Genomic DNA, 26551 nt, shown 5'->3' with positions numbered 1-26551 from the left:
CTCGCCGCCGTGCTAGTCTGAAGGCTCGCACGGAGGAACCCATGAACACGAACCGTATTGCCGAGATCGGCCTGCTGGTGGGAGAACCCGCCCGCGCCGCCATGCTGCTTGCGCTGATGGACGGGCGCGCGCTGACCGCCGGTGAGCTGGCCCAGGCCGCCGGAGTGACGCCGCAGAGTGCGAGCGCGCATCTCGCCCGGCTGACCCAGGCCGGGCTGCTGGCGATGGAGCGGCAGGGCCGGCACCGCTATCACCGTCTGGCCTCGCCGGAGGTGGCGCGTCTGCTGGAAACCGTCATGCAGGTGGCGTCCCTGGCGCCGCAACCCGTGCGGGCGCCGGTGACCGGCCCGCGCGATGCGGCGATGCGCCGGGCCCGCACCTGCTACGACCATATGGCGGGCGAACTCGGCGTGGCGCTGGCCGATGCGCTGCAGGCGCGCGGCCATGTCGAGCTGGATGACGGCGCCGGGCTGGTGACGCCGGCCGGGCTGGACTTCCTGCACGGGCTGGGGCTGACGGGCGAAAGTCTTTCTGGTGCCTCTGGAGCGCGTGCCCTGTGCCGGCCCTGCCTCGACTGGAGCGAACGCCGCCCGCACATCGCCGGCCGGCTGGGGGCGGCGCTGTGCAGCCATTTCCTGGACAGCCATCTGGTGCGCCGGATCGGCGGCAGCCGGGCGCTGGAGATCACGCCGACGGGGCAGGCATATTTACGCGAACGCTTCGATATCCGCACTTTTTAGCTGGCCCACCAGGCGGCACCCCAGGCGCCGGCCAGGATCAGGATCAGCCCCGGCAGGACCCCGGCGGCGAAGCCGCGCGGGCCGGCCAGCCAGGCCAGGGCTGCCTTGCTGATGGTGTTGGTGGTGAGGCCCAGCAATACTGGGAGCGCTGCCTCGCCGGCGGGCAGATTGCCGCTGGCCACCTGGCTTGCGACCATGATTGCGGCGGCATGCGCATCGGCGAATCCGGCCAGTGCCGACGCCGCCAGGATGCCGGCATCGCCGAACCAGTCATGCAGCGCCGCCGAGATCAGGATGATCGCCGCCAGTCCGAGGGCAAAGCCGGCAATCGCCTTCGGGTCGAAGATGCGGCCCGGCGGGACGGCTTCCGGCGTGCCGCCGGCAAAGGCGCGGCGGGTGAACAGGACGCCGTAGAGCAGCGCCGCCGCACCGCCGGCCAGGATCGCGGGCAGCAGCGCCCGCAGCGCCTCCAGGCTGGTCGCCGCCAGCACGGCGGCCAGCAGGGCAATCGTGGCGACGGAGGACAGCACGGCCCCGGCAATGGCGGGGGATAGCAGCGCTGCATCGCGCAGCGCGCGGCCGCCCATCGCGCCGATGGTCGCGGTGCTGGACGCGAAGCCCCCGATCAGCCCGGCCAGCGGCAGGCCGGCGCGCGCACCGACCAGCCGGATGGCGGCATGGCCAAGGCCGCTGACCGCCATCAACAGCACGACCAACAGCCACAGGCTGTGCGGGTTCAGCGCGCCATAAGGCCCGATGGGCCGGTCCGGCAGGATGGGCAGCACGATCAGCGTCACCGCCGCGAACAGCAGGGTGTCATTCACCTCCTGCGCGGACAGTACGCCGCTGACGAAGCGGTGGATCGCCCCGCGTGCCGCCAGCAGGATGGCAACCGCCACACCCATCCCGGCGGCCAGTGCCGGGCGCTGCAGCGCCAGCCCGCCCAGCAGCACGGTCAGCACCAGCGCCACCTCTGTGGTGAGGCCGGGATCTTCTTCCCGGCTGCGCCAGTAGGCGGCGGCTGCCAGCACCGCGACTCCCAGTGAAGCCGCCGCCAGCAGCGGACCATCGCCCACCAGCATGGCCGTGGCGCCGGCCAGCGCGGCAATGGCGAAGGTGCGGATGCCCGCAGGTGCGCGGCCGGGCCCGGTACCCTTGCGGCGTTCCCGCTCGGCACCGATCAGCAGGCCGATGCCCAGTGCCACGGCGAGATGGAGGATGGTGTCGTCCATGCCGGCTCCGCTTCCCTTTCAGCCTCGGCGTTGTCTGGCCTCTGGTGCAGTTTGGAAGCAGCGCGCCCGTCCTGCCAGCGCTTTTCCCGCACCAGAGGATGCGTCGAAATAGTGCGAAAGACTGTTTCTATTCCATTGATGCCATATTTTCGTTCTTCCTGCATAATCCGGCAGAAAATCGGAAAAGTGGTTTCAGGGGAGCGATGTTCGAGTTTTTCAGTGCCTTCAAGACGGCCTTCGCGCTGATCGCCGGCTTCGACAGCGAGCTGCTGCAGATCGTGGCGCTGTCGCTGTCGGTCAGCCTGTCGGCGGTCGCCATCGCCGCACTGATAGGCCTGCCGCTGGGTGCCGCCGTGGCGCTGTGGCGCTTTCCGGGGCGCGGGGCGGTCATCGTGGTGCTGAATGCCTGCATGGGCCTGCCGCCGGTGGTGGTCGGCCTAGTGGTCTATCTGCTGCTGTCGCGCGCCGGGCCGCTGGGCGAGCTGGGGCTGCTGTTCTCGCCGCCGGCCATGGTCATCGCACAGACCATCCTGGTGCTGCCGATCATTGCCGCGCTGACCCGCCAGACCATCGAGGATCTGTGGGCGGAATATCGCGAGCAGCTGACCTCGCTGGGAGTCACGCCCTTGCGCGCCATCCCGACGCTGCTGTGGGACGGGCGCTTCAGCCTGCTGACAGCGGTGCTGGCCGGGCTGGGCCGGGCGGCGGCGGAGGTGGGCGCCATCCTGATCGTCGGCGGCAATATCGACGGCGTCACCCGCACCATGACGACGGCCATCGCGCTGGAGACCGCGAAGGGCGACCTGGCGCTGGCGCTGGGTCTCGGCATCGTGCTGATTCTGATCATTGCGGCGATCAACGGGGCCGCCTTCGGCATTGGCGAAACCGCCCGCCGGCGGGCCGGGTGAGGGCGGTCATGCATGGCATGGTAAGGCCCACCGTCCTGCCGCTGCGGCTGGAGAATGTGTGTTTCGACGCCGGCGGCAAGCGGCTGATCGACGGCATCAATCTGACGCTGGAAGCCGGTATCCGGAGTTTCGTCATCGGACCGAACGGCGCGGGCAAGAGCCTGCTACTGCGGCTCTGCCACGGGCTGATCCAGCCGACCTCGGGCCGGGTGCGCTGGGCCGAGGGTGTCTCCGCGCAGGAGGCGCGGCAGCGGCAGGCCATGGTGTTCCAGCGCCCGGTGCTGCTGCGCCGCTCCGTGCTGGCCAATATGGTCTATGCACTGTCCGTCGCCGGGGTGGCGCGTACGGGGCGCCGGGAGTCTGCGATGGCAGCGCTGGAACGCTTCGGCCTGGCGCCGCTGGCGGACAGCCCGGCGCGCGTGCTGTCGGGTGGCGAGCAGCAGCGGCTGGCGCTGGCCCGGGCGTGGATATTGCAGCCCGAAGTGCTGTTCCTCGACGAGCCGACCTCGGCGCTGGATGTCCGGGGCATCCGCGAGGTCGAGGAGGCGCTGACCCATTTCCACGAGACCGGTACCAAGATCGTCATGACCACCCACGATCTGGGGCAGGCGCGGCGGCAGGCCGACGAGATCGTATTCCTGCATCACGGCAGGCTGGTCGAAGTGACTCCGGCTGAACGGTTCTTCCGGGAACCACAGAGCGAGGAGGCCCGCGCCTTCATCAAAGGCGAGCTTCTCTGGTGACAATTCGAATTCCATAAACAGGAGGATAGCAATGAACAGGTTTGGCAAATTCCTCGCCGTCGCGGCGCTGGCTGTTACCGCAGCCATCGGTTCCGCGCAGGCACAGGACAAGTTCATCACCGTGGCTTCGACCACCTCGACCGAGAATTCAGGGCTGTTCAAGCACATCCTGCCGATCTTCAAGCAGAAGACCGGCATCGAGGTGCGGGTGATCGCGCAGGGCACCGGCCAGGCGCTGGACACCGGGCGGCGCGGCGACGCCGATGTGGTGTTCGTGCACGCCCCAGCGGCGGAGAAGAAGTTCGTGGCCGAGGGCCATGGCGTCGAACGGTTCGAGGTCATGTATAACGACTTCGTCATCGTTGGCCCGAAGAGCGACCCGGCCGGCGTGAAGGGCATGAAGGACGCCCCGGCCTCGCTGGCGAAGATCGCCGCCGCCAAAGCTGCCTTTGCCTCGCGCGGTGACGATTCCGGCACCCACAAGGCGGAGCTGCGGCTCTGGAAGGAAGCCGGCGTCGATGTGAAGGCCGCTGGTGGCGGCTGGTACCGCGAGCTGGGTTCCGGCATGGGCGCCACGCTGAACACCGCGGCGCAGATGCCGGCCTATGCGCTGACCGACCGTGCCACCTGGATCAGCTTCCAGAATCGCGGCCCGCTGGAGATCAGCGTCGAGGGCGATGCAAAGCTGTTCAACCAGTATGGCGTCATCCTGGTGAACCCGGAGACGCACAAGCATGTGAAGAAGGCGGAAGGTCAGGCCTTCATCGACTGGCTGGTCTCCGGCGAAGGCCAGAAGGCGATTGCCGACTACAAGCTGAACGGCCAGCAGCTGTTCTTCCCGAACGCGAAGAAGTCCAGCAGCTGATGGGCTTCGGTGGCGCACAGGCAAAGGGAGGATGGCATGAAGCTCCGCACTCTGGTTGCGGTTCTGGCGGTGCTGGTGAGCATGCCCGCTAAAGCCGCCGATAATCTTACCCTGTTCGCCGCCGGCAGCTTGAAGACGGCGCTGGGGGAGGTGGCGAAGGCCTATACGGCCAGGCACAGCATGGCGGTGGCGACGGAGTTCGCCGCCTCCGGCCTGCTGCGCAAGCGCATCGAGGAAGGCGCGCGGCCCGATGTCTTCGCCTCCGCCAACATGGCGCATCCGCGCAAGCTGGCCGCCGCCGGCATCGGCGGGCCGGTCATGCTGTTCGCCCGCAACCGGCTGTGCGCCCTCGCGCAGCCGGGCCTCGCGGTGACCAGCGAGACGCTGCTGGAGGTCATGCTACGCCCGGAGGTGCGGCTCGGCACCTCGACGCCGAAGGCCGATCCGTCCGGCGACTATGCGTGGGAACTGTTCGGCAAGGCCGATGCGCTGAAGCCCGGCAGCCTGAAGCTGCTGGACGGCAAGGCGCTGAAGCTGACCGGCGGCCCGGACTCGCCGAAGCCGCCAGCCGGGCGCAACACCTATGGCTGGGTGATGGCGGAAAAGCAGGCCGACCTGTTCCTGACCTACTGCACCAATGCAAGGCTGGCGCAGACGGAGGTGCCGGGGCTGCAGATCGTCGCCCTGCCGGAGAGCCTGTCGGTGGGCGCGGATTACGGCCTGACCGTCATCGGGGCGGACAAGCCGGCGGCGTGGCAGCTGGCGGCCTTCATCCTCTCGCCGGACGGCCAGACCATCCTAGATAAATACGGGTTCACCGTGGCCGGGGTGCCCGCCGAGAAATAGAACACAGGAGGATGTGGATGCGCCGTTTCGTCCTTCTGCTGCTGGGCGGCCTGATCTGCTGGAGCCTTGCCTCTGCACCCGCATCGGCGCGAACACTCACCGATTCGGCCGGGCGGACCGTCACTCTGCCTGACCGCGTCGAGACCGTGTTTGCCGCCGGTCCGCCGGCCACGGTCTTCCTCTACACCCTGGCACCGGAGACGCTGGCCGGCTGGTCGCGCCCGCTGCATGCCGACGAGCGCCCCTATGTGCCGGAACGCTACCGCGACCTGCCGACTCTGGGGCGGCTGACCGGGCGCGGCGGCACCGCCAATCTGGAGGCAGTGCTGGCATCCAAGCCGGACCTCATCTTCGATTTCGGCTCGACCGCGCCGACCTATGTGTCGCTGGCGGACCGGGTGCAGGCGCAGACCGGCATTCCCGCCATCCTGATTGACGGGCGCTTCGAGAATACGGCGGCGGCCTTGCGCCTGCTGGGCGAGGCGCTGGGCCGGCAGGAACGCGCGGAGGCACTGGCGCGCTATACCGAGCGCACGCTGGCCGAGGTCGATGCCATCGCCGCGCAGGTGCCGCAGGACCGGCGGCCGCGCGTCTATCTGGCGCGCGGGCCGGTCGGGCTGGAAACCGGGGTGCGCGGCTCCATCAATACCGAGATCATCGAGCGCGCGGGCGGCATCAACGTGGCCGACGCGCCCGGCCAGCGCGGCATCGTGAATGTCTCGCTGGAGCAGGTGCTGGCCTGGAATCCGGAAGTCATCATCACTTGGGATGAGCGTGGCCTCGCCCATATGCTGACCGACGCGCGCTGGCGCAACGTCCGCGCGGTACAGACCGGGCGGCTCTATCTCGCCCCCTCGGTGCCGTTCGGCTGGATCGACCGGCCGCCCTCGATCAACCGGCTGCTCGGCCTGCGCTGGCTGGCGAAGGTGCTCTATCCCGATATCGATACCGGCGACATGCGGGCGATCACCAGGGAGTTCTACCGGCTGTTCTACCATGTCGAGCTGGATGAGGCGCTGCTGGCGCCGCTGCTTGCCGGCACAGGTCGCTAAGCCGATACTGCGCGCATGACAGCGGAAACCCGGCATGGTGCGGCGGCGGGCGCGCGCTCCTGGCTGATGCCGGGGGCGCTGCTGGCGTTGCTGGTGCTGCTCATCCTGCTGGCCCTCTCGGTCGGCCAGTATCCGGTGACGCCGGGGCAGCTGTTCGACCTGATCGTCGCCGGCCTGACTGGGCGGCCCTCCGCCGTGCCGGAAACCGTGCAGCCGGTGATCTGGCAGGTGCGCCTGCCGCGTGTTGCCGGCGCGCTGCTGGTCGGCGCGGCGCTGGCTGCCGCCGGGGCCGCCTATCAGGGGCTGTTCAGAAACCCGCTGGTCTCGCCGGACATACTGGGTGTGTCTGCCGGCTCCGGGCTGGGCGCGGTGCTGGGCATCTTCCTGTCTCTGCCGGTCATCGGTATCCAGCTCAGCGCCTTCGTCTTCGGCATTGCTGCGGTCACTTTGGTCTATCTGATCGCCGCCTCGGTGCGCGGGCGCGAACCGGTACTGGTCCTCGTGCTGGCCGGCGTGGTGCTGGGTACGCTGGCGGGGGCTGTCATTTCGCTGCTGAAGGTGCTGGCCGACCCCTATGACCAGCTGCCCGCCATCACCTTCTGGCTGCTCGGCAGCCTCGCCACGCTCAATCCCGGCGATGTGCTGGCGGCGGCACCGCTGGTGCTGCTGGGGCTGGCACCACTCTACCTGCTGCGCTGGCGGATGAACCTGATGGCGCTGGGCGACGAGGAGGCGAAGACGCTGGGCATCGATGCCGCGCGGCTGCGGCTGCTGTTCATCGCCGCCGCCACGCTGATGACCGCCGCCGTGGTGTCGATCAGCGGCATTGTCGGCTGGGTCGGCCTCGTCATGCCGCATATCGCGCGCATGCTGGTGGGGCCCAATTTCGAGCGGCTGCTGCCCGCCTCGCTGCTGCTGGGGGCGGGCTATCTGCTGATCGTCGATACGCTGGCGCGCACCCTGACCGTAACCGAGGTGCCGCTGGGCATCCTGACTGCCTTCCTCGGCGCGCCCTTCTTCCTGTGGCTGCTGGCGCGCGGGAGGCACGGATGGCAGTAGAGGCAGGATTGCGTGTCGAGAGCCTTTCCTTCGGCTATGGCGGCACGCCGGTCGGGCAGGAGGTCGGCTTCGCGCTGGAACCGGGGGAGGTGATCTGCCTGCTGGGGCCGAATGGCGGCGGCAAGACCACCCTGTTCAAGACCATGCTGGGGCTGCTGCGACCGCTGGGCGGGCGGGTGACGCTGGGCGGCGAGGATATCGCCGGCTGGAAGCGCGAGATTCTTGCCCGCCACATCGCCTATGTGCCGCAGGCGCACAGTGCCTTCTTCCCCTTCACCGTGCGCGACATCGTGCTGATGGGGCGGGCATCGCGCGTCGGCCTGTTCGCCACGCCGGGGGCGGCTGACCGCAAGGCGGCGGAAGCCGCGCTGGCGGCGCTGGGCATCGAACGACTGGCGGACCGCGCCTATACCGAGATCAGCGGCGGCGAGCGCCAGTTGACGCTGATCGCCCGCGCGCTGGCGCAGGAGCCGCGCGTGCTGGTGATGGACGAGCCGACGGCCAGCCTCGATTTCGGCAACCAGATCCGGGTGCTGGAGAAGGTGCGCGGGCTGGCCCGCACCGGCATCGCCGTACTGCTCAGTACCCACGACCCGGACCATGCCTTCCTGTGCGCGGACCGGGTGGCGCTGCTGCATGAGGGGCGGCTGCACGCGCTGGGCGCCCCGGCGGAGGTGGTCACCGCCGAGGCGCTGCGCCTGCTCTATGGCGTGGAGGTCGAGATCGTGACGCTGCCGGAGTCAGGACGGCGCATCTGCGTACCGTCCCTCGCGTCTTTCTAGGGCCGATAGACCGCCAGGAACTGCGCGCGCTGCCGGCCGGCCTCATCCAGCAGGGACAGCCGGTCGCCGTCGATCCGCCAGGTCGCCGTCTCCTTCAGAACGTCTGTCAGCGCGGCCTCGCGGCTCATCGCCGGTTCCGGGCAGGCCATCCGGGTAGACAGCCCGTCGCCGAAGCGCAGCTTGTCGCCTTCCAGCCGGTAGCCGCCGGCAATCTGGTTGCAGCCGGCATTGGCGGCATAGCGCGCCGGCTCCGGCAGCAGCAGCAGATAGGGCTCACGCCCGCCTTCCGTAGGGGCCACCGGTTCGCCCTCCAGCGCAATCAGCCGCCAGTAGCCATTGGCCAGCGTGTTGGAGGCCGGCACGCCGGGATCGCAGGCACGCTCGGTGGAGAGCCGGTCAAAGCGCTGAACCAGGATGGTGGGCTCGCTGCCGGGGCCGTCCATTCTGGGTCGCTGGGTGAGGGCGCCCTTGAACTCGGCCGTCAGCGGTGCGGCACCCTTCGGCCTGGCGGCGAGGTAGGCGCGCTCCAGCGCCAGATACTCGCCTTCCATTGCCACCGGATAGGAATTGCCGGTGCGGCATTCGGTCAGGCGCGGCGCATCGGCCATGTAGGTGAAGGCGCCGCGCAGCGGCAGCACCGGCTCCAGCGGCGCCGCGTCCATCTGTCGGGTCAGCTCATAGGGCAGGGTAGAGGCAATCGGCTGGCCGGTACGGTCGAGCAGGCGCAGCGTGCCATTGCCCATTATCTCCAGGCGCAGCACCTCCGGCGTGCCGGCTTCCTCGCTGCCGAGGATCAGCGTGCGGCGCGCCGGGTCGGCATGCCAGCGCCCGATGCTCTCCTCGCTCAGATTGCGTTCCAGATAGGTCCGGCGCAGCGCGTAGCTCTGGTCCGGGCGCAGGGTCAGCTCGTGTTTGATGCCCGGGCAGTCGGCGCAGGGCAGCACGCCGGCATAGCTGCCCGGCAGGCTGAGGCCGTTCGCGGCGACAAAGCTTGCCGGCATGGCGGGCGGCGTCATCGGCCCCTCGGTAATGTGCTGGTCCGTGGCACAGGCGGCCAGCGTCAGGCCGAGGGCCACGATGGACAGGCTGAGGGTGGGGCGCATCGGAACCTCCCGCGGTATCGCGCTCTTCGCATTGAGTACCTGCCAGAAACGGCAACGGCCCGCCGGCGGTTCCGGCGGGCCGTCAGGGCGGTGCGGGAGGTTGGCCGCCTATTTCTGCGCGATCGGCGCGAACACGGTATCCAGCTCGATGCTGTCCACATCCTCCGGCCGGGCGAAGGGTGCGGGCGCCGGCTCGCCAGGCGTGCGCGGGCGGCCGATCTCCTCGAAGAACAGGTCGAGCCCGCCCGGCATGATGGTCCAGAACATCTTCAGGTCCTTCGTGCCGGTGTTCATGATCTTGTGACGGCGGAAGGAGCCCAGCAGGATCGCCGTGCCGGGGCGCACCGGATGCGGCTCGCCATCCAGCTCCACCGTGCCCTCGCCCTCATAGAAGAACAGGATCTCGGTATGGTCGGGGTGCTGATGGTCGCGGATGAAGCAGCCCGGCGCGATGGACTGGACGCCGGTGGAGAAGGGCAGGCCCGGCACATTGCGCTGGGAGAACTTCACCTCGCCATAGCCATTGGCCGGCACCGGCTGCCACCAGCTCGGCCCCTCGTCAGGCTGCACCACCACTGCGAAATTCCGGGTTGCGTCTTCGTGCTTCAGCGCGGTCATCGCTTGTCCCTCTCCGTTCGCCAGACCTCGATCCGCCAATGCTGACATAAAGGTCAGGCGACGCCAAGGGTGGTCCGACAGGCTCGTCCATCCACAAAAGACAACCAATGGAATGACAATACTCAACTGTCATCATTTGTAATGAATGCCGGGGATTCTTAAAGGTCCCTTAAGCCAGCGGCGTTAATCTCCGTGCATAACCGTGCGACCGCCGAGAAGAAGCGGGTCGCGCAGATAACAGGCCGGAAACGCCAGGCAGGAATCAGCATGCAGGACACCAAGCTCCCGGATCGTGTGAAAAGCTTCGTCGGCCGTATTTTCGGCGCCGCCGAGGCCGAGCAAGCCGGAAACGGGCAGCCTTTGACCCGACCCATTGTCGCGGCCGGCAACCGGTCCGTACCGGAGGCGCAGCGCAGCCGCGAGGATTTCCTGCGCCGGCTGACCGACGTGCTGCAACAGCACAAGGCGGCGGCGGTGGGCCGAGTGCATCTGTTCGACCTGGAAAAGATCAGGGAGAAGCTGGGCGGCCGCTGGGAGGACCATCAGGCGCGCGTGCATGGGCTGACGCAGAAGGTGCTGGGCCGGCACCTGCAGGGCGGCGATGTGTATTGCCCGGTTGCCGGCGATTCCTATGTCGTGGTGTTCGCCGACGCCAGCCTGGAGCATGCGAAGGTCATGCTGATGAAGGTCGCGCTGGAGATCGAGCAGCAGCTGTTCGGTGAGGTCGAGAAGCCGGTTGCGGCGGTCCAGGTGGCCAGTGCCGCGGTGGATGGCGATGTGGTGTTCGCCGAAGAGAATCTGGAGTCGGTGTTCGAGCGCATCGGCATGCTGCTGGACGCGACGCTGCCTGTGGTGAAGCCTGCCGCGAAGGCTGATGGCGATCCATTGCAGGCAAAGCGGCCGCAACGGGAATCCGTCGATCTGCTGATCGACCGGCATCTGCCCGAACAGCTGGTCACCGAGGAGGATATCCGCTTCCTCTACACGCCCTATTGGGACGTGAAGGCTCAGGCGCTGTCGATCTGGCAATGCGCCGCCGTGCTGAAAGATGGCAGCCTGCCGGACATCGTCGGCTACGACGTTCTGGGCCGTAACCCGGATACCGGGGATATCGGCTGGCTGGACAGTTTGCGGCTGGTCAGCGCCTGCAGCACGCTGGTCGAGATGCTGGCGAAAGGCTTCACCGTCTTCATTTCCGCCAACATCCATTTCGAGACGCTGGCGAATCGGCGCAACCTGGCGACGGTCACCAAGATTCTCGACCGGCTTCCGGGCCATGCGCACAAGTTCCTGGTCATCAGCATTGCCGGCGCGCCGGCCGGTGTACCGCAGAGCCGGATCGCGGATTTCGTGAACCTCTTGCGCCCGCGCTGCCGGGCGGTGCTGCTGCAGACCGAACTGGGCACGACCGAGATCGGCACCTTCACCGGCGTCGGGCTGGGCGGCCTCAGTCTCAGGGTCGCGCCGGATGCCTGCTATGACACCCGCTTCGAGGTCAAGCTGGCCGGTTTCTCGGCAGAATGCCGCAAGGCGCGGCTGCTGCTGGCGGTGAACGGGCTGAACAGCGAAGGCCTGGTGCGGTCCGCCGTCAATGGCGGGGCGCGCTATATCGCCGGCGCGGCCATCGGCGGCCGCGTGGAGAAGCCGCGCAATATTGCCCGTTACACGCTGGAAGAAGTTCTGGTCGCGGCCTGACCGTTCCAGTACCTGCCCTATCGCATGGCAGCCTCACCATCGCCGGGGTTACGCGATCCCGGCGATGGCGGCATGCTGGTATCACAACAGGGCAACAACAGGGATGGGCAGGCAATGACCCGACGGATTTTCACCGCCACGCTGGGCACCGAGACCAACACCTTCTCCTCGCTGCCGACCGGCATGAAGATGTTCGAGGATACCTGCCTCTATCGGAACGCCAGCTATGGCGACAAGCCGCCGATGTTCGGCGCGCCGCTGGTGGTCTGGCGCCGCCGCGCGGAGGAGCGCGGCTGGGAGGTGGTGGAGGGGCTGTGCGCCTTCGCGATGCCGGCGGGCAAGACGGTGGCGCGGGTCTATCGCCAGTTCTGTGACGAAATCCTGGCCGACATCAAGGCGGCAATGCCGGTCGATGCGGTGCTGCTGTCGCTGCATGGCGCGATGGTGGCCGAGGAACATGACGATGCAGAGGGCCAGCTGATCGAGGCGGTGCGAAAGCTGGTCGGCCCAGATGTCGCCATTGGCGTGGAGCTGGATTTGCACGCCAATGTCGGGCCACGCATGCTGGAGAACGCCACGGTTATCGTGCTGTTCAAGGAATATCCGCATATCGATATCCCCGAGCGCGCGGAGGAAGTCTTCACCCTGATCGCCGACCATCTGGACGGCAAGACGAAACCGGTGATGGGCTGGTTCGACTGCAAGACCATCGGCGTGTTCCACACCACGCGGCCGCCGATGCGCGGCTTCGTGGACCGGATGGCGGCGCTGGAAGGCAAGGACGGCATATTGTCGGTCTCCGCCATTCACGGCTTCCCCTGGGCCGATGTGCCGGACATGGGCAGCAAGATGCTGGTGGTTGCTGATGGCGACCGGGCCAAGGCCAATGCGCTGGCGGAAAAGCTGGGGCGGGAATTCTATGCCTTCCGCGAAGAGGCGCAGCCCGCCTACACCAGTCTCGACCAGGCGATGGCGCGGGCGGCCAGCCATAACCAGCCGAAGCCGCTGGTGCTGGCCGATGTCTCCGACAATGCCGGCGGCGGGGCGGCCAGCGATTCGACCTTCGTGCTGGAGGCGATGCTGAAGAAGGGCATAAGCGATGCCGCCATCGGTATGTTCTGGGACCCGATGGCGGTGCGCGTCGCCTTCGAGGTTGGCGTGGGGGCGGAAACCGATATCCGGCTTGGCGGCAAGCTGGGCGCGTCCTCCGGCCAGCCGCTCGACCTCAGGGTGAAGGTGCTGGCCCTGCTGGAAGATGCGACCGTGCAGTTCGGCGGTGCCCGCAAGGGCCATCAGAAGGTCGGCGACATGGCGGCGCTGGAAGCGGACGGCATCGTGATCGTGGTGAACACGCTGCGTACCCAGTGCTCCAGCGCCGACTGCTTCACCAATCTCGGCATCGATCCCACCACGAAGAAGGTGGTGGTGGTGAAGTCGATGCAGCATTTCCATGCCGCCTATGCGCCGCTGGCCTCCGACGTTCTGTATGTCGCGGCCCCCGGCGCGCTGATGCCGGACTTCACCAAGCTGGATTACAAGAAGGCGCCGCGCGATCAGTGGCCGCTGGTGCCGGCCCCGCTGGGCTGAAGCCTCAGGGCGGCGCGCCTGTCACGCAGGCGTGCCGCCAGCACCGGCAGCGCCAGCAGCAGGCTGGCCGCGCACCACAGCAAGGCCTGTGTGTTGTGCGGGCCTTCCCGGATGGCGATGAAGATGGCGCAGGGGACTAGGGCCAGGGCAAGGCCGACCTCTGCATCGCCGATGGCTTCCGGCAGACCACGGAGCAAGGCCAGCAGGGCAAGCCCCACCGCCGGCAGCAGCGCGAAGGAGGCCGGGAAGTCGCGGTAACGCGGATCGAACACCAGCCCCAGACACATCGCCAGCACGAAGGCCAGCGCCAGCAGCCGCACCGGATCGACCAGCCGGCTTGTCGCGCTGTCGGGTTTTTCCTCAACAGCACGCGCCAGCGCCGTCGCCAGCACCAGCATGGCGCCCAGCGACAGCAGCCACAGCGCCCCGCCCGCCGCCCATTCGAAGGGCATGCGGCTCATCTCAACGACATAGCGTGCCTGCAAGGTGAGCAGCGTGCCGGAGGCGGCACCCGTCAGCACCAGCGTGGCCCAGCCGGCGGCTGTACCCGGCGCCTCGCGGCGGAGGGTGGCCCAGGCCAGCGGCAGCAGGCCGAACAGCAGCGATCCGGTCAGCCAGAGCTTCCAGCCGGACAGTTCCTCGACCGGGCCGGTCAGCGGGAACTTGGCCTCGCGGCCGACATCATACAGGCCCCAATGGCCGCCGACCGTACCTTCGTTCGCGCGCTTCCAGGGCTGGTCGAATGCCTCGATCAGATTGTAGTCGATTCCCTGCCTGCTGACCTCGGAGACGAAGCCGCGCAGGAAGGCCGCCTGGTTCACCCGACCGGGCACCGCGCCCTCGCGCTGGCGGCCGGCGCTGGGCCAGCCAGTCTCGCCGATCAGCAGGGTGACGCCCGGCATCTGCGTCTCTACGAAGCGGTAGATGTCCATGATGTGGGCGACGGCCGCGTCGATGCCGACCGGCTCGTCCTCCCAATAGGGCAGGATATGGATGGTGGCGAAATCCACCTCATCGAGCAGCGGCTTGTGCCGCATCCAGAATTCCCACACATCGGCATAGGTCACCGCCACCTGCGAGCGCTGCCGCACCCAGCGGATGGTCTCGGCCAGCTTCTCGCGCGGCAGCTCGCCGCGCAGCATCACCTCATTGCCGACGACGATGGCGCGGACCGTCTGCGGATGGGCGTTGGCGAGTTCGACCGCCTTTGCCATCTGCAGCATGTTCTTGTCGGCCTGGCTGCCGATCCACACGCCCAGCAGCACCTCCAGCCCGTGGCGGGCGGCGATCTCCGGCACCTTGTCGAGGCCCTGATCGACGGCGTAGGTGCGCACGCAGCGCGTGTTGCTGGCCAGTGCCGCAAAATCCTCGTCGATCTGCCATTCCGGGATGATGATGCCTTCCTGGAAGGGCGACTGGCCCTCGCGGAACGGCGCGTAGGAGACGCAGGCGAACTTGCCGCCGCTTACATCCGGCAAGGCCACCGGAACGCCTTGCGCGATCCAGTGGCCAATACCGGCGAGTGTGGCCAGCGCCAGCAGCGCCAGCCCGGCAAGCCTGCGTGCCCGCATTCTGTCCCGACTCACTTGGCCTGCTGGTTCGCCGGGGTCTTGCCCGTGCTGGTCCAGGGCAGCATGCCGACCAGCGCACGGTAGGGGGCGACATTGATGAAGGACATGCCCAGCGCCGCCCAGTAGGGCAGGGACAGCACGCCCAGCATCGCCAGCCACAGCCGCTCCTCAAGCTGGTTGAAGTGGTTGGTCAGCAGCATGGCCGCCATCGCGCCCAGCAGCAGCACCAGCATCAGTGCCTCCTCGCGCACCTGGCCGATCACCTGCACCCAGGCCGGGCGGTTCTCCAGCTTCGGGGTACGCAGGAACGGACGGCCGGAGGTGAAGATGCCGGTCAGCATCGCCTTGGCGACCATGTGGCCCAGCGCCAGGCCGCCCAGGGCCGCGCCCAGATTCTCCGCGAAGGAGCAGGGCACGCGCAGCTTGTACAGCCACAGCGAGCGCAGCACCTTGAACACGAACACCGACAGGGCGGGCACCACGAAGGCGGCGGACGGGAATTCCAGCACCTTCGGGAAGGCGATCATCATGCCGGTCCAGAAGATCGCGGCGACGGTGAAAACCATGCCCAGCGCATCGGCGAACCAGGGCGCCCAGCCGCTGATGAAGTGATAGCGCTGCGCGTTGGTCAGGCGGGTGACGCCCGGCTTCAGCAGGCTGCGCCAGTGCCGCTTCAGGATCTGCACCGAGCCATAGGCCCAGCGGAAACGCTGGGTCTTGTAGGCATCCAGCGAGTCCGGCATGACGCCCTTGCCGTAGGAGCGGGAATCATAGACCGACTGCCAGCCCTCCTGGAACAGGCGCAGGCCCAGCTCCGCATCCTCGGTGATGCACCATTCCGCCCAGCCGCCGACATCCTGCAGCGCGGACTTGCGCACCATGGTCATGGTGCCGTGCTGGATGATGGCGTTATCGTCGTTACGCTGCACCATGCCGATCTTGAAGAAGCCGGCATATTCCCAGTAGCAGGCCTTCTTGAAGGCGCTTTCGTCCTGGTCGTAGTAATCCTGCGGCGCCTGCACCAGGCCGACGGCGGGGTCCTGGAAGTGCGGCACCATGTTCGTCAGCCAGTCGGGCGTGACGATGTAGTCGCTGTCGATGACGGCAACCACCTCGGCGTCGCCGGCGGTCTCCTTCAGGGCGAAGTTCAGCGCGCCCGCCTTGTAGCCCGGCCAGGGGCACAGGTGGAAGAAGCGGAACCGGTCCCCCAGTGCCTGGCAATGGATTTCCACCGGGCGCCAGACGGCCTCGTCCTTGGTGTTGTTGTCGATCACCAGCACTTCGAAATTCGGATAGTCGAGCTTCGCCAGCGCGTTCAGCGTCTGCTTCAGCATCTCCGGCGGCTCGTTGTAGCACGGCACATGGATCGACACCTTGGGCAGGCGCGACATGTCCGTGCCGGCAAGGCGCGGTGCCTGCACCCGGCGGTTCTTGCGCCAGATCACGTCGATCAGTTCCACCATGTCGCCGGCGACCGCGGTGAACAGCAGCACCTGCAGCATGATGAGCACGGCCCAGGCAGCGATCTCGCCGGCGCCCAGATAGCGCATGGCCGGGATCAGCATGGCCATGGTGATGGCCGTGCCGGCCCCCTGGAAGGTGGCGGCGAACACAACCCGGCCGGGCAGCTTCAGCTCGCCGCGGGCGCGCAGATAGACGATGGTCGGGATCAGGCCGATGAACACCGCGATGGCGGCCCAGAGCGGCCAGTCCGGCAGTTCGGAGACCGGCTGGTTCCAGGAGAATTTCGGCTGGCGGTCAGCGTCGTACAGGCCCCAATAGGCGCCGACGATGCCTTCCTCGCCGATCTTCCAGGGCTGGTCGAACGCCTCGATGATGTAATAGTCGAACTGGTGGATGCGCGCGACATTCACCCATTCGCGGATGAAGCGCGCCTGGTTGACCAGCGAGGCCTCGGCGGCACCCACCTTCTTGCCGGCGCTCGGCCAGCCCACCTCGGTGATGACGATCGGCTTGTTCGGATACAGCTCGCGCAGCTTGGCGTAGCGCTGCAGCGTGTCCTCGATGGCCATTTCGACCGGCACGCCTTCCCAGTAGGGCAGCAGCTGCACGGCGATGAAATCGACGGCCTCGACCAGTTCCGGATGCTTGTGCCAGATGTGCCAGGGCTCCGCCGTGGAGACGCGCACCGAGGCATTCATCTGCACCTGGCGGATGAAGTCGATGATCTCCGGCACGGTCACCTCGGCGCGCAGCAGCGCCTCGTTGCCGACGATGACGCGCGACACGTTGCGGTTCTGCCGCACGATGCTGATCAGGTCGGCCACCTCGCGCTTGTTGCGCGCGTCGTCGCTGCCGATCCAGGCGCCGGGCATGACACGCAGCCCATACTCGCGGGCCAGGGCCGGAATCCGGTCATGGCCATCGCTGGTGGTATAGGTGCGGATGCCCGAGGTCTCCTTCGAGACCAGTTCGAGGTCGCGGCGGATTTCCTCCGCCGACGGGCCCTTAGTCAGTGGGCCCTGGTCGCGCCGGTAGGGGCTGAAGGACATGCCGGCAATCGCGCCATCGGCATTGACGGCCGGGCGCGGCCAGTAGATGGCGCCCCAGACCGCGACATTCGCCAGAATGACAAGCCCGACGATAAGCAGATTCGACAAACGCAACATGTTCAGTGCCGTTTCATTGTCAGAAGGCTTCCGTGTTCAAGATCACAGCATGACGAGAAAAACGGCCAGCAAAGGGCGGAGGTTCCGTCCCTTGGCCCAGCAATGGCCATATTCCTGGCTGCCATTTCGGCTGTATGTCCCGAAGACGGGAGCGCTTTCACCCACCGGGAGGCTTGTTTGAGCCAGTCCGCTAGCCTCGACTTGCAGGATGGCTGGGGGTCTCTTCCGACCCGACGGCGGCAAATATAGCCATGTCGAAACCACCATTCAAGTCTTTATCGATTCTCAGAATTTAGAAGATTGTTATAGTAATGTGTTATTATTTACATAGATGATAAAGTAAAAATTGGCGCCTATTTGTATATTCGTAAATTCATATGGTGACGAAAAACGGGCAGCGTGATTGCTGCCGGGTCACGTGAAAAATGAATCCATCTCGCAGGTGCGGGATAAGCCCGTGCGTCGCCCATCAGTGCTGGCGATAAGCGATTCTTTTTAAGGGCTTATTCCGGCTTCTGGTCGGTGCGGCGCGCTTGTCTTGCGCCGGTCTTATCGGCGGGATTTATGGTGCGATTTACCGGTGGGGTTTAGAGGGGGCTTATTCGGGCAGCCAGTTGTCCGTGCGCACGCCCACCAGCAACCGGTCTGGCCGGTTGCCATCGGTCGAGAAAGGCAGCAGCAGGCGGGTGTAATGCCGGCGCGACCCGTCCACGGTGGCGATCACCCGGTGATAGGCCGGCACGCCGGTCATGCGCACGGTGTTGTAGTCCGTCGCCACCGACTCCCGGTAGATCGGAATGGGGAAGGTCCCGATCTTCAGACCGGACAAATTCTGTCCATTATAAAACGTCACCCGGCTTCCATAGACCTGAACATTGAAGTTTTCAGGGTTTTCCGGAGACACGTCGATGATATGGACAAACCCGAGCATGCCAATGTCGGCAATCATCTTCGGGTCTACATCCGACAATAAGGGAAGGCTGTGGGGCCGGCCTCGTGACTGTTGGGCGTGTTGCCAAATCTGCCACAAGCTTTCCATGCCCAAACTGTCAGACTTAGAGACCTCGCTCACAGCCATCGGCATGCGATAGATGAAATTGCCTCTTTCATCTTCCGCCGTGGCTGGTCTTCCATTTCGGTTGTTGCCGTAAAGTGCTTTCAGCCCCATAGCGGAACTGGCCATGGGGCGCTGCGCAAGCCTTTCCCGGCGATAGGCAGAAAGATCAACAATCTTGTGGTTCTTGAGGGGGCTTCCGCCGCGCCGCATATGCTCCTGATCGAGAGCGATCAGTCGCTCCCGGAAAAAAGTCGCATCCTTCGATGACAGAAGCGCGGAATTTGCCCGCAAAGCGCCAATGGCACTGCCAGCGCTGGCCAGTTTGTTCTGTGCCAGGAACAAATTAGCCATATTCAACAGGTCGTGACAGCGTCTCAGATTACTGTCTATGAACGGCTGCGATGTGGCCATGATATCTCCCCACGCAAACAGCCTGAATTTAGTTATAGTTTCTAAACATAGAATTAACGGAGAAAATTCAACAGGCAACTGTAAAATGCATACTATGTGCCGCTTTTTTACGTTGTTTTGGCGACGTGACAGTTTCGAATGGAGCGTGTGGCCGCCTCATCCTGAAGCGGCCACAACGACCATATAAAGCAGACTAAGCGGCCGTAGCAGCAGGCTGCAGCTCCGGCTGGGTCACTGTCTCCGCGAACTGCTTCAGGATTTCGGGCCTCGTAATCCAGCCCATGTAAATCTGTTCATACTTGCCCGTAACAGGAAAAAAACCTTCAAGGCACAAGTCCATATGCGGGTAGCCATAGGCTTTCAGAGGCAGTCCTCTATCCGCGATGGGCTTCAGGGCGATGCCGCAATGCCAGTCCACATCGAAATGCCGCATCGACAATGCCCGCGTGAGCCTGGGCAGGGTGCCGGCCAGACCATTGCCGCGCCAGTCAGGATGAACCCAGAGACCGCCGTGGTGACCGATTCGACCGGAAATGTGCGGCACGTCTTCAGGAAGCATCAACGCCATGGGTTCCCGAATAAGGACCGGCTTCAGATCATACCAAAGGCGCAGCGACCGCTTCAGCCCGATATAATCCTCTGTAACGAAAAGACGGTTGGCGATGCAGGCAACCGTCTCGTCGTCATGGCGTAATCTGATCCAAAAACTGTTTCCTGGATGCAGATAGCTTTTATCTGGGTCAAACGTCGGGTTTACCGCTGACATCTTCGGAGCCGAGCGCATCACATCGGCCCAGCCGGCCATGTCGGTTTCGACAGTGAGTTCCAGCCCCATCCCCTCAAGGCTGTCGAGATAGAGGCTGATGACGGCTTGAATATTGTCGTAGTCCTGCGAAGTCAAAGCACGCATTTTGTCCTCCTGTGCCGTAAGCCCGCGGAATGCAGGCCAGCGTTCATTAGAAGGACTCTTTGCGCTTCGCTTCTAGGGCGGATGTACCCCTCTGCTCACTTTTCAATTCTGGATTGAATAAGGGCGGTTGAATGCAGGCCTCAGCGGATCGCGCCTAGGCCTTGCGATCATTGTGAAACTGCTTTTTCCGGGCTCTCGGCCTCGGCCTCAGTGCTGCGGATCGCCGGCAGGTGCAGCAGCAGGGCCGCGGCGACGAACACCGAGGAGAAGGTGCCGATCAGGATGCCCCAGACCAGCGCCACGGTGAAATTCAGCAGCGTGCTGGTGGCGAAGAACATCAGCGGCAGGATGGCGATCAGTGTCGTGCCGGAGGTCAGGATGGTGCGCGACAGCGTCTGGTTCACGCTGAGGTTGATCAGCTCGGCCATCGGCAGCTTCTTGTGCTTGCGCATGGTCTCGCGGATGCGGTCGAACACCACCACCGTGTCGTTGATCGAATAGCCGGCCAGGGTCAGCAGCGCGGCAATTGCGGTGAGGTTGAATTCCAGCCCGGTGATCGACAGCAGCCCCAGCGTGACCACCACGTCATGCGCGGTGGCGATCATCGCCGCCACGCCGAACTGCCATTCGAAGCGGAACCAGACATAGAGCGCGATGCCCAGCACGGCCAGCGCCGTGGCCAGCGCACCGTCGCGGAACAGCTCGGCACTGACGCGCGGGCCGACCAGTTCGGTGCGGCGGAACTCGTAGCCTTCGCCCAGCGCGGCGCGGATGCGCGGGGCCGCCTGCTTCGCCTCGGTGGTGCCAAGCTGGTCGCTGTCGAGCCGGATCAGCGCCTCATTGGGCTTGCCGAACTGCTGCACCTCGGCGGCGCCAAGGCCGGCCTCGGTCAGCCGGCTGCGCAGACTGCCGGGATCGATGGGCTGGGCGGACTGGATTTCGACCAGCATGCCACCCTTGAAGTCGATGCCGAGATTGAGGCCGTTCAGTGCCAGCGACCCCAGGGTCGCGACGACCAGCAGCAGGGAAAACGCATAGGCGGCGAAGCGATAGCGCACGAAGTCGAACGCCGTATTGTCCGGCAGCAGCCGGATGGGCAGGAAACGCATGGATTAAGCCTCCGGGCACGCCGCCGTTTGTTGTGGGCGCGTGCCGAAATTTGCCGGGAACAGCCGGCCGCGTCTTGGGCGGCCGGCAACGGATCACGACAGGAGGCTAGGAGGGCCGGTCGGTCGGTGCCGGTCCGGTGTCCGGGTAGCGGGGATAGGAAGCGTCGCAGCGGAAGCTGCCAGCGACACGGGCAGGGAGGTGTCCGCAAGGGTTGAGTGCGGCAATCCATAGCTATCGTTGCCGCCAGGCGCAGGGAGTTCGTCCGCGCGCTGCTGGACCTGCCGGAAATCCTCGGCCAGCACATGGCCGGACGGGCCGAAGGTGCCGCCGCCCAGCTCCAGCGAGGCGGGTTGCGGGGCAAGGGCGATTGTCTGCGTCTGGGCCGGCGGATGCGCCATCCCCAGCAACAGCCCGGCCAGCACCGCGAGCGCCGTGACGGCGCGCAGCATGGAAGCGGGCAGGGCTTTGGAGAAAGCGCTCAACCGGGTCGTCCAGAGGGACCGGGCTGAAAACGCCACAGTGGCGCAAGGCCGCCGGTCACAGGCGATAGATGCGCCTTCGCGCAAAGGCCGTCAAGAGGTGGGGGTTAAGAGCTGGCCTTTGCCAGTGCCGCCAGCAGTTCGCGGACCTCCGCCGCCGGGTCCTTCGCCCGCATGATCCCGCCCATCACGGCGACGGCGGCGGCACCGGCCCTCAGGCAGGTGCCGGCATTGTCGGCATCGATGCCGGCCAGCGCCACGATGGGGATTTGCAGCCGTGCCGCCACCCGGCGCAGCCCCTCGCTGCCCAGCGCCGGACCATGGCCGGGCTTGCTGGCGCTGGCGAAGATCGGGCTGAGAGTGACGTAATCGGCCCCGGTATCCAGCGCCTTCTCGGCTTCTTCCACGCTGTGCGCGGACTGGCCGATCAGCGCTTTTTGCCCCAGCGCCGAACGGGCACCCAGCGGCTTGCCGCCGGTCGGCAGGTGCAGTCCGGCCTTCAGCGCCTGTGCTGCCGCAATGTCGCTGTTGATCGTCAGGGTGGCGCCCCTGGCCGAGGTCAGCGCGGCGATCTCGCGGGCCAGTGCCAGCAGCTCGTCCGGCGGCAAATCCTTCTCGCGCAACATCACCCAGCGGCAGCCGCCCTCCAGCGCCATTGCCACGGTCTCGGCCAGAGGGCGGGGGCTCTGCGTCCGGTCGGTGATCAGCAGCAGCGGCGCGGGAAGGGACCTCAAGAGCCGATCATGCCCAGCTGCGGGCTCGACGCCTCGGCATAGCCCTTGCGCGGGATGCGCCCGGCGCGGCGCGCGGCGCGGCCGGCGGCCACGGCGTCGCGCATGGCGGCCGCCATCAGCACCGGGTTGCGTGCCTTGGAGATGGCGGTGTTCAGCAGCACCGCGTCGGCGCCGATCTCCAGCGCGCGGGCGGCGTCGGAGGCGGTGCCGATGCCGGCATCGACGATCACCGGCACGGTGGAGCGGTTGCACACCATCTCCAGATTATACGGGTTCACCAGCCCCATGCCGGAGCCGATGGGCGAGGCCAGCGGCATGACGGCGGCGCAGCCGACATCGGCCAGCTTCTGGCACACCACCGGATCGTCGGTGCAGTAGGGCAGCACGATGAAGCCGTCCTTTACCAGCTCCTCCGCCGCCTCGACCAGCTGGGCGACATCGGGATACAGCGTTTCGCGGTCGCCGATCAGCTCCAGCTTCACCCAGTCGGTGCCGACTGCCTCGCGTCCCAGCTGCGCGGTCAGCACGGCGTCACGCACCGTGCCGCAACCCGCCGTGTTGGGCAGCAGGTGGCAGCGGTCCTTCAGCAGGTCCCACAGATTCTCGGCATAGGATTCGGTGCTGACCCGGCGGATCGACACGGTGACGATCTCCGCCCCGCTGACATCAAGCGCATCCAGCATGACCTGGCGGTTGGGATAGCCCGCCGTGCCGATCAGCAGGCGCGAGCCGAAGCTCTTGCCGGCCAGCGTGAGGGGGTCTTTCGCGGTATCGTTCATCGCGTTCATGTCTCTCACCCGCCCTGGAAGGGCTGTACGATCTCGATGTCGTCGCTGGCGGAAACGGGTGTCGTTGCCCAGTCGCCGCGCTTCACGACCTTCTGGTTCACCGCCACGGCAATGCCGGGCCGGCTGGAATCGATACCGCGTTCGGCCAGCAGGGCGGCAATGCTGCCGGCCATCGTGCCGTAGGGCTTGCCGTTCAGGCGGATCGAAAGCAGGGTCTTCGCGTCACTCATCGCAACCATACTCATTCTGCGGCGATCTCAGGTCTTGCAGCAGCCTTAGCGGTGAAGCGCGCCAGCGTAAAGGGGGCAGCTTCGGGCAGCGGGCTGCCGGTCAGGATCTTGCGGGCGATGGCGTCGGCGGTGATCGGCGCCAGCAGGATGCCGTTGCGGTGGTGGCCGGTCGCCACCAGCAGCCCATCGGTGCCGGTTTCGCCCAGGATCGGCGCATCGTCGCGGCTGGTCGGGCGGAAGCCCACCCACATCTCCTCAATCGGCAGTTCCTCAATGGCGGGAATCGCCCGCCAGGCGGCGTCCAGCAGCGCCAGCACGCCGCCCGCCGTCAGTGCCGTATCATGGCCTTTTTCCTCGACCGTGGCGCCGACGATCAGCCGCCCGTCGGCGCGCGGCACCAGATAGATTTTCGGTGCCCACAGCACGGCAGTCGCCAGCGGTGCCTTCGGGTCCATGCGCAGGCTCAGCATCTGGCCCTTCACCGGGCGCACCGGCGGCAGGGCAGCCTGCGGAAGGCCGGGAATGTCGCGCGACCAGGAGCCGGCGGCCAGCACCACGCTGTCAGCCTTATGGAGATCATCGCCAACCCGCACGCCGACGGCGCGGCCGCCTTCGGTCTCGATGCCGGCGACCGGGCTGTTCTCGTGCAAGGTCCCGCCGGCATGCAGGAAGGCCGCCTTCAGCGCCTCGGACAGCCGGCGGTTCTCAACCTGATGATCGTCGGGTGCCCAGATCGCCCCCGGCACGCCGGGCCGCAGATAGGGCTCGCGCTTCCGTGCCTCCGCCCCGCTCAGCCATTCGACGGCGAGGCCGAGATCGCGCTGGAATTCGTAAGTGAAGCGCAGCTGCTCCGCCTCGTCGCGGTTGGTGGCGGCGACCAGCGTGCCGGTCTCGCGATATTCGACATCGATCCCGCTGGCATCCTTCAGCTCGGCGGCGAAGCCGGGCCACATCTTCTGGCTGGCCAGCGTCAGCGGCAACAGGGATTCCTCGCCGGGTTCGGTCTCGGCATTGGCGGCCAGCATGCCGGCGGCGGCCCAGCTGGCGCCGCGCCCGGCCTGGCCACGCTCGAACACGGACACCGGACATCCCGCCTGCGCCAGCCGCCAGCCGATGCCGAGGCCGCAGACACCGGCACCGATGATGGCGACGGTTGGTTTAGGTGACATGGTAACGCTCCCTTCGCTGGCATGATCCAGATCAGGTTCAATGGGTATGATCTCAGCCGCGTCGGCTCATCCCGCCCCGGCACCCCAGCACACTATGCCATGTAATGGTTCTGTCCCGAAATGCAACGGCGGGGCTGGAGCCCCGCCGTTTTCACATGCTCTATAGGGGGGGGCGGGGCTGGAGTCCCGCCGTTTTCACATGCTCCAGTGCCGTTCCGTCTCAGGCGGCGCGGACCTGGGCGAGGAAGTTGTCCATCTCGCTGCGCAGCCTGACGGAAGACTGCGAGAGTTCCTGCGCGCTGGACAGCACCTGCCCGGCAGCCGAACCACCTTCGGATGCCGCCTGGCTGACCTGCACGATGGCGCTGGTGACCTCCTGCGTGCCGGCCGAGGCCTGCATGACATTGCGGGAGATTTCCTGCGTCGCCGCGTCCTGCTCCTCCACCGCGGAAGCGATGGCCGAGGCGATCTCCCGGCTTTCGCCAATGACGGCAGCGATATCGCGGATCGCACCGACGGTGCGCTGGGTGCCGTCCTGCACCTCGCCGATCTGCAGCGTGATGTCCTCGGTCGCCTTGGCGGTCTGGCTGGCGAGATTCTTTACCTCCGACGCGACGACGGCGAAGCCCTTGCCGGCCTCGCCGGCGCGGGCGGCCTCTATGGTGGCGTTCAGCGCCAGCAGGTTGGTCTGCTCGGCGATCTCGTTGATGAGCTGCACCACCTCGCCAATCTTCTGCGTCGCGGCCACCAGCCCTTCGGCGGTCACCTGGGTCTGGTTGGCGGTGCCGACGGCGCGGTCGGCGACCTGGGAGGATTGCGCCACCTGCTGGCCGATCTCGCGGACCGAGGCTGCCAGCTCCTCGCAGGCAGTAGCCACCGTCTCGACATTGGTGCTGGCCTCGGTTGCGGCAGCCGCCACCGTATCGGCCTGGGCGGTGGTTTCCTCCAGACTGCTGTTCAATGTCTGCGCCGCCGCTTCCAGCTCGTTCGCCGCCGAGGACACGACGCGCACGATGCTACCGACATTATGCTCGAACTGGTCGGCAAGCTGCGCCATGACGCGCTTCTTCTCCGCTTCCAGCCGCAGGCGGTTCTCTTCCTCTGCCTGCTTTTCGGCCAGCGCGCGGTCGATGGCGTTCTGCTCGATGCGCTTCACCGCCCGCCCGATGGCGCCGATCTCGTCGCCCCGGTCCTGCGCCGGGATCGCCACTTCGGTCTGGCCGCCGGCCAGCGCATTCAGGGCGCCGGCCATGCCGACCAGCGGGCGCGAGATCGACAGGGCGAGCCAGATCGCCAGCAGCGAAAGGGCCGCCAGGATGCTGGCGATCATGATCCACAGCAGCTTTTCGGCTTCGGCATGTTCGGCGGCAAGGGTCTGCTGCGTGGATTCGTAGCCGGCGGCGATGCCGGCGAATACCTGCTCGATCAGCGGGTCGATGGCGGCATAGGCGCTGGACAGCGCCTCCACCTGCTCGACCAGTTGCAGGCGCGTGGCCGCAAAGGCGTTGAAGGCGTCCTGGTAGCTGTTCAGCAGGCCGGTGATCTCCTGCTTGGTTGCCGGCGGGATGCTGTCGGTTTCGGCCATCAGCGCGGTGAAGGCGATCTTCCGCTGCGCGATATCCTCGATATATTTCGGGGTGAGACGCAGCATGAAATCCTTCTCGTGCCGGCGCATCATCAGCATCAGCACGGCAAGTTCCGCCTGCTCATATTCCTTCAGCCGGGTCTCCACCGCATGCACGGCGGCGCGTAGATTGCCTTCCAGCCCTTCCGTCTCCTTGTAGCCGAGGCGGCGCTGGGACTCGACGACGGCGGCGAAGCGCTGTCGGTAGGTATCGAGACCGGCGCCGATCTCGCGCAGCTTCTCCGCCAGGGCGGCGTCGGTCCGGGCCAGCGAGGTTGCCAGCCCACCGATCATGCCGCTGGCGTTATCGATGATTTTCCCGTGCCGCTCGACATAGCGGTCTTCCCGGCGGATCAGGAAATCCTTCTCCGCGCGTCTTGCATCGAGCAATGCCGCATCAAGGCGCAGCGCCTGGAACTGCTGATCGGCGGCGAGGTCCAGCCGGGCCTGCTGTTCGGCGAATTTCTCCATGCCCTGGAAGAAGACGGCGACAGCCGCCAAGAGCCCGACGATGCCGAGCAGGCCGAGCAGGCCGACCTGAAATTTGACGCTGACGCGCGAGAGGAAGCTGGACATGAAGGGGTTCCTGCGGTTCGGGGAAAAGAGTC

Annotated in this window: 24 protein-coding genes and 1 riboswitch; of the genes, 10 read left to right on the top strand and 14 right to left on the bottom strand. The window is 66.5% G+C overall.

The annotated features are described in order from the left end of the window. Positions 1–41 precede the first annotated feature (41 nt). The gene (locus tag MK313_RS00630; RefSeq protein WP_008945154.1) at positions 42–740 is read left to right on the top strand and encodes an ArsR/SmtB family transcription factor; all 699 of its coding nucleotides are present in this window, start codon (positions 42–44) and stop codon (positions 738–740) included. On the opposite strand, the gene MK313_RS00625 is transcribed toward MK313_RS00630, so the two are convergent. Then, positions 737–1972 carry an MgtC/SapB family protein gene (locus MK313_RS00625; RefSeq protein ID WP_287779490.1) on the bottom strand — a complete coding sequence of 412 codons (1236 nt, stop codon included), beginning with the start codon at positions 1970–1972 and terminating at the stop codon, positions 737–739. The two genes, MK313_RS00630 and MK313_RS00625, sit on opposite strands and share 4 nt — an antisense overlap. Before the next feature lie 203 nt (positions 1973–2175). Here MK313_RS00625 and MK313_RS00620 point away from each other — a divergent pair, with 203 nt between their 5' ends. From MK313_RS00620 to MK313_RS00590, 7 genes are read left to right on the top strand one after another with little or no spacing between them, the layout of a single operon-like run. Beyond that, entirely contained in the window at positions 2176–2880 is a 705-nt protein-coding gene (locus MK313_RS00620) for an ABC transporter permease (protein WP_121220189.1), read from the top strand. Between the two features lie 8 nt (positions 2881–2888). Then, complete coding sequence (locus MK313_RS00615) at positions 2889–3623, top strand: ATP-binding cassette domain-containing protein (protein ID WP_287779485.1); 735 nt, start codon at positions 2889–2891, stop codon at positions 3621–3623. A gap of 31 nt (positions 3624–3654) precedes the next feature. Next, positions 3655–4488, top strand: a complete 834-nt coding sequence (locus MK313_RS00610; protein WP_287779482.1) for a substrate-binding domain-containing protein — start codon at positions 3655–3657, stop codon at positions 4486–4488. A gap of 36 nt (positions 4489–4524) precedes the next feature. Beyond that, on the top strand, positions 4525–5334 hold the full coding sequence (locus MK313_RS00605; RefSeq protein ID WP_287779479.1) for a molybdate ABC transporter substrate-binding protein: 810 nt from the start codon (positions 4525–4527) through the stop codon (positions 5332–5334). 17 nt (positions 5335–5351) lie between these two features. Continuing rightward, entirely contained in the window at positions 5352–6386 is a 1035-nt protein-coding gene (locus tag MK313_RS00600; protein ID WP_287779477.1) for an iron ABC transporter substrate-binding protein, read from the top strand. A gap of 15 nt (positions 6387–6401) precedes the next feature. Next, the gene (locus MK313_RS00595) at positions 6402–7445 is read left to right on the top strand and encodes a FecCD family ABC transporter permease (RefSeq protein ID WP_287779475.1); all 1044 of its coding nucleotides are present in this window, start codon (positions 6402–6404) and stop codon (positions 7443–7445) included. Beyond that, positions 7436–8227, top strand: a complete 792-nt coding sequence (locus MK313_RS00590) for an ABC transporter ATP-binding protein (RefSeq protein WP_287779473.1) — start codon at positions 7436–7438, stop codon at positions 8225–8227. The genes MK313_RS00595 and MK313_RS00590 overlap by 10 nt, the downstream gene beginning before the upstream one ends. On the opposite strand, the gene MK313_RS00585 is transcribed toward MK313_RS00590, so the two are convergent. Further along, the gene (locus MK313_RS00585) at positions 8224–9330 is read right to left on the bottom strand and encodes an META domain-containing protein (protein ID WP_287779470.1); all 1107 of its coding nucleotides are present in this window, start codon (positions 9328–9330) and stop codon (positions 8224–8226) included. The two genes, MK313_RS00590 and MK313_RS00585, sit on opposite strands and share 4 nt — an antisense overlap. A gap of 108 nt (positions 9331–9438) precedes the next feature. Then, positions 9439–9948: a cupin domain-containing protein gene (locus tag MK313_RS00580; protein WP_287779468.1), complete on the bottom strand. Its 510-nt coding sequence runs from the start codon at positions 9946–9948 to the stop codon at positions 9439–9441. 267 nt (positions 9949–10215) lie between these two features. Here MK313_RS00580 and MK313_RS00575 point away from each other — a divergent pair, with 267 nt between their 5' ends. Both MK313_RS00575 and MK313_RS00570 read left to right on the top strand, forming a co-directional pair. After that, a complete protein-coding gene (locus tag MK313_RS00575; protein WP_287779465.1) occupies positions 10216–11643 on the top strand; it encodes a hypothetical protein in 1428 nt (475 codons plus the stop codon). A gap of 114 nt (positions 11644–11757) precedes the next feature. Then, a complete protein-coding gene (locus MK313_RS00570) occupies positions 11758–13230 on the top strand; it encodes a M81 family metallopeptidase (RefSeq protein WP_287779462.1) in 1473 nt (490 codons plus the stop codon). Here the strand turns inward: MK313_RS00570 and MK313_RS00565 are convergent. The 11 genes from MK313_RS00565 to MK313_RS00515 form a co-directional block, all read right to left on the bottom strand. After that, the gene (locus tag MK313_RS00565) at positions 13197–14801 is read right to left on the bottom strand and encodes a glycosyl hydrolase family 17 protein (RefSeq protein ID WP_287779459.1); all 1605 of its coding nucleotides are present in this window, start codon (positions 14799–14801) and stop codon (positions 13197–13199) included. The two genes, MK313_RS00570 and MK313_RS00565, sit on opposite strands and share 34 nt — an antisense overlap. Before the next feature lie 11 nt (positions 14802–14812). Further along, positions 14813–17431, bottom strand: a complete 2619-nt coding sequence (locus MK313_RS00560; protein ID WP_121220212.1) for a glycosyltransferase — start codon at positions 17429–17431, stop codon at positions 14813–14815. 598 nt (positions 17432–18029) lie between these two features. Continuing rightward, positions 18030–18899 carry a PAS domain-containing protein gene (locus MK313_RS00555; protein ID WP_287779454.1) on the bottom strand — a complete coding sequence of 290 codons (870 nt, stop codon included), beginning with the start codon at positions 18897–18899 and terminating at the stop codon, positions 18030–18032. 193 nt (positions 18900–19092) lie between these two features. Further along, entirely contained in the window at positions 19093–19809 is a 717-nt protein-coding gene (locus tag MK313_RS00550) for a hypothetical protein (protein ID WP_287779451.1), read from the bottom strand. Between the two features lie 167 nt (positions 19810–19976). Continuing rightward, positions 19977–20918 (bottom strand): protein translocase subunit SecF, encoded by a 942-nt coding sequence (secF, locus tag MK313_RS00545; RefSeq protein ID WP_287779448.1) that lies wholly within the window; start codon positions 20916–20918, stop codon positions 19977–19979. 93 nt (positions 20919–21011) lie between these two features. Further along, positions 21012–21401 carry a hypothetical protein gene (locus MK313_RS00540; protein WP_287779446.1) on the bottom strand — a complete coding sequence of 130 codons (390 nt, stop codon included), beginning with the start codon at positions 21399–21401 and terminating at the stop codon, positions 21012–21014. Positions 21402–21505: 104 nt separating this feature from the next. After that, entirely contained in the window at positions 21506–22132 is a 627-nt protein-coding gene (locus MK313_RS00535) for a thiamine phosphate synthase (RefSeq protein WP_287779443.1), read from the bottom strand. Further along, on the bottom strand, positions 22129–22920 hold the full coding sequence (locus MK313_RS00530; protein ID WP_287779442.1) for a thiazole synthase: 792 nt from the start codon (positions 22918–22920) through the stop codon (positions 22129–22131). The genes MK313_RS00535 and MK313_RS00530 overlap by 4 nt, the downstream gene beginning before the upstream one ends. Before the next feature lie 5 nt (positions 22921–22925). After that, entirely contained in the window at positions 22926–23150 is a 225-nt protein-coding gene (gene thiS, locus MK313_RS00525; RefSeq protein WP_287779440.1) for a sulfur carrier protein ThiS, read from the bottom strand. A gap of 11 nt (positions 23151–23161) precedes the next feature. After that, positions 23162–24319, bottom strand: a complete 1158-nt coding sequence (gene thiO, locus MK313_RS00520; RefSeq protein WP_287779437.1) for a glycine oxidase ThiO — start codon at positions 24317–24319, stop codon at positions 23162–23164. Next, positions 24311–24416: riboswitch (TPP riboswitch) on the bottom strand. It overlaps the preceding gene by 9 nt. Before the next feature lie 123 nt (positions 24417–24539). Beyond that, positions 24540–26519 (bottom strand): methyl-accepting chemotaxis protein, encoded by a 1980-nt coding sequence (locus MK313_RS00515; RefSeq protein WP_287779435.1) that lies wholly within the window; start codon positions 26517–26519, stop codon positions 24540–24542. Positions 26520–26551 lie beyond the last annotated feature (32 nt).

The organism is Oceanibaculum sp. (genome assembly GCF_022449305.1).
GTDB classification, from domain to species: domain Bacteria; phylum Pseudomonadota; class Alphaproteobacteria; order Oceanibaculales; family Oceanibaculaceae; genus Oceanibaculum; species Oceanibaculum indicum.
This window is presented reverse-complemented; position numbering and strand designations above follow the sequence as displayed.